The organism is Legionella sp. km772 (assembly GCF_003989735.1).
GTDB lineage: Bacteria > Pseudomonadota > Gammaproteobacteria > Legionellales > Legionellaceae > Legionella.
Genome location: NZ_RZGQ01000292.1, coordinates 1 through 2,102 on the forward strand (window position 1 = coordinate 1; position 2,102 = coordinate 2,102).

The following is a 2,102-nucleotide window of genomic DNA, read 5'->3' on the forward strand; positions in this document are numbered from 1 at the left end:
CAATTAACTAAAAATCAGATGAAAAGGCAATCTATTAAGCGGCTCAGAAAAAATGCTGGATGGGATGATTCTATTTTAACCACTATCTTATCTCAAAATTTTTCATGAGGTGACCCTGGCTGACACAGGAGGATACCTTCCACATTGGCTTGTGAATTAACCACAGAACAGTTATCCACTTTTTGTGCTTCCTGTGGAATGCTATGAATAGGAGGAGCACCATCAGTGACCTTACTAATCATCCCCATGATCTTCTCATGAGAAGTGCCATCAGAGTGGCCGTTCATCATGGTATTAACAAAATTAGGGTCAATTTTACTTAAATCACTAACTCGATAAATCTGAGTTCCCTCCTCCCCAGGTTTCGCCCCTAGCCCCTTGTTAGTAAATACTAAGTATCCTGATTTAGAATCAGGACCGTCTGGTACTACTGATAACCCCATAGTGTGGCCACTAAAACTAACGGGAATAGTGGTCAATTTTCCCTCTTGAATACGGTTTGATATCTCTATGCCAGCCTCAGGATTGCGTTGGGAAGTACTGGCAGAAAATGCGGCTGCGCTATTACTAAATTGATAGGCATTAGCAATTTCAGCAAAATCAGGATTAGTGCTTGCATGTTTAGTAACAGCATCCGTTAACAATTGATAACATGGGCCTATATGACCAAATTGGGAAAGAGTTCCATCCTTGCTAGTCATCTCTATCCCTAATACCAAGCCATAATCTTTAACGGGATGAAGTTTTTCAACCTCTCTAATAGGAGGTAGGCCGAAATCTCTTGCAGCCTTACTGTCTAAAGCTATTTCAAATGCTGCCCGTTCTCTAGGTCCCGCTATTGCACCAGAATCTAATAACCTCTGTGCGTCATCAAATTTTTGTTGTTGGAAAGCTTGTTGTAAGGGGCTTTGGCCATCAGGGTTTTTTGCCACATTCAAGGCTTGCTTGAGGTTAGCAAAACCGGTTAATTTTGCTGCCTGCTCCAATTCCTGTTGCAAAGCTGCAAGCTCTAGTTTTCTCCGGAGCGCATTTTGCATGATGGCAAAGAAAAGATTTTGATCAGCAATCATTTTATCCAAAGCCATTTTATCCATAGTTGCTTTTTGCTGTTCGTTTCTTTCTTGAATTTGTTTTAAATTAGCATCATTTTCTTTGGCATTTATTGCTGCAAGCATTTTTGATGAGGCATCAGCTTCAGGTGTAGACGGCATAGGAAATTACCTAAAAAAATCTTTATACTATATATAATATTAGTAAACACTAATTTTATCCAACAGATAAGGAAGCCTAAAGTTAAAAATTTAGTAAAAGCGGAATAATAAAAGGAACAGGAAAAAGCTGGAATCAATGCTCTAGTTTTAAGCTAGAGCATTTGACGTCTTTATTTTAAGGAGGACAGATCAATAACAAAACGATATTTTACATCACCTTTAACAAGCCGTTCAAAGGCATGATTAATCTCATCCATTTTGATGAGCTCAATATCAGAAGTGATGTGATGTTTAGCACAAAAATCCAACATTTCTTGAGTTTCTTTAATTCCGCCTATCAATGAACCACTTACTTTTAAGCGTTTTAAAATCATCGGAAACATGGAAACCTCTAGGGGATCAGCAGGCAAACCAACTTGCGTAAAGGTGCCATCATGTTTTAAAGCATTTAAATAGCGATTAATATCATGTTTTGCGGAAACAGTGTCTAAAATAAAATCATATTTATTTTCTAAAGCCGTCATAGCCTTATCGTCTGTAGATAAAACTACATCGGTAGCGCCAAGATCCATAGCTGCTTTTACCTTGTTTGCTGATGTAGTAAATACAGTGACATGAGCTCCCATCGCTTTAGCAAGCTTAACCGCCATATGGCCTAAACCGCCTAAACCGACGATCCCAACCTTACTGCCTTTACCTACTCCCGCTCTTTTTAAGGGTGAATAAGTAGTTATTCCTGCGCATAATAAAGGGGCGGCAGCGGCCGGATCTAAAGACAGGGCCACCTCATGAAAAAAATCTAGCTTAAATCGGTAAATAATGAGAGGCTAGCTTCATTTAAATGGATATAGGAATGAAGCTGGAAGAAGGATTTTTAGATTTTTTTATTTC

Annotated in this window: 2 protein-coding genes; both read right to left on the reverse strand. The window is 38.8% G+C overall.

What is annotated here, in order from left to right; all coding sequences use genetic code 11:
• Window positions 1-92 precede the first annotated feature (92 nt).
• Window positions 93-1,211 carry a Dot/Icm T4SS effector AnkD/LegA15 gene (gene ankD / locus ELY15_RS15325; protein ID WP_127101564.1) on the reverse strand — a complete coding sequence of 373 codons (1,119 nt, stop codon included), beginning with the start codon at window positions 1,209-1,211 and terminating at the stop codon, window positions 93-95.
• A 170-nt stretch (window positions 1,212-1,381) separates the two neighbouring features.
• Complete coding sequence (locus tag ELY15_RS15330) at window positions 1,382-1,996, reverse strand: zinc-binding dehydrogenase (RefSeq protein ID WP_233586853.1); 615 nt, start codon at window positions 1,994-1,996, stop codon at window positions 1,382-1,384.
• Window positions 1,997-2,102: the final 106 nt, after the last annotated feature.